Below are 1,619 nucleotides of genomic sequence, written 5' to 3'. Positions count from 1 at the left end.
CGTACGCATATCAAGTTGCTTCATTGGGAGCACGGTGGGTTTGTACTCTACTACAAACGTCTGGAGCAGGGCACTTTTGGTACATCGTCGCTCAAAAAAGGAGAGCTGTCATGGAGCGATCTGGTTCTACTGATCGAAGGTGTGCAAGTTGTGAAAAGCATACAGAAAAAACGTTATTCCTTGCCACAAAAACAGCTTTTTTGATTGCGGGAACGCTGGTAAAACCGTATCTTTAGCGTATGGAAACAGCGCTGGAATCCCTCTCGAAAGAAGACCTTCTCAAGGTCGTTTCCAGCCGTGATGAAGAGATAGATTACCTAAAGTCACAGCTTGCCATGTACAAGCGGATGCAGTTCGGTCAGAAACGCGAACGCTTCGAGGGAGACCCCAACCAGACCGCACTCCCGTTTGAAGCGGAAACCGTAGAGGTGGAGCAGCAACAGCAAGAGATCAAACAAAAGATCGAATACACCCGCACGCGTGTAAACCATAAAGGGCGTGCGAGATTGCCCGAACACCTGCCGGTTGTTGAAATCGAGATCCACCCCGAAGGTGACCTGTCCGAAATGGTATGCATCGGGAAAGAAATCACCGAGGAACTGGAGTGCGAGCCTGCAAGGTTCTATATCAACCGCTACATCCGTTATAAATATGCCGCTGGAAACGGTGAAGGCGTCAGGATCGGTGAGCTCCCGGAGCGGGTTATCGACAAAGGTATCCCCGGAGCAGGTCTGCTGGCGATGATCCTTACGGGTAAATATGCCGATCACCTTCCATTATACCGCCAGAAGCAGATCTTCGCCAGGGAAAACATACAGATCGCCTCCTCGACCATCGAGGGCTGGACAAAGGAGGCCCTGATCAAACTCGAACCACTTTACGGACAACTGGTCTTCGATACCAAAGCAAAAGGATATCTACAGGCGGACGAGACGCCAATAAAAGTACTGGACAGCGAAAAAAAAGGCGCTGCCCACCAGGGATACTATTGGGTATACCATGCCCCGTTGGACAGGACCGTGCTGTTTGACTACAATCCTTCACGTGGTGGCCAAGTGCCTAAATCCATGCTGGATAACTTTAAGGGTTACCTGCAGACGGATGGGTATGCCGCATATGATAAATATGGAAAAAAGAAAGGGATCATCCATCTGTCCTGCTGGGCACACGCACGCCGTGAGTTCGAGAAAGCTTTACAGAATGACCGCCCAAGAGCCGAAAAGGCGCTACTCATGATACAGAAACTCTATGAAATTGAACGTAGAGCTAAAGAACAACTTTCTGCCGACAAAATCAAGGAGCTGCGGCTAGAAGAAGCCTTACCGGTAATCAATGAAATGGGCAAATGGATCTTTGAGGAGATAAAAAACACCTTGCCCAAAAGCCAGATCGGAAAAGCCATGGCCTATGCTTACGCGCGTTGGGATGCTTTATCGGCTTACTTATACGACGGAAACCTGCAGATCGACAATAACCTCATTGAAAACGCGATCAGACCCGTGGCGCTGGGACGAAAGAACTACCTCTTTGCAGGCAGCCATGAAGCCGCACAGCGGGCTGCAATGATCTATTCCTTCTTCGCCATCTGTAAAAAGCATGAGGTGAACCCCTACCAATGG

The 1,619-nt window shown here is 49.6% G+C and carries 2 protein-coding genes; both read left to right on the top strand.

What is annotated here, in order from left to right; translation table 11 throughout:
- On the top strand, positions 1 to 204 hold a 204-nt coding region (gene tnpB, locus ABD930_RS08730), incomplete at its 5' end, for an IS66 family insertion sequence element accessory protein TnpB (RefSeq protein ID WP_345231341.1).
- Positions 205 to 239: 35 nt separating this feature from the next.
- On the top strand, positions 240 to 1,619 hold a 1,380-nt coding region (gene tnpC / locus ABD930_RS08725), incomplete at its 3' end, for an IS66 family transposase (protein WP_345231340.1).

The sequence above is a fragment of the Olivibacter ginsenosidimutans genome, from assembly GCF_039542865.1.
GTDB lineage: Bacteria > Bacteroidota > Bacteroidia > Sphingobacteriales > Sphingobacteriaceae > Olivibacter > Olivibacter ginsenosidimutans.
This window is presented reverse-complemented; position numbering and strand designations above follow the sequence as displayed.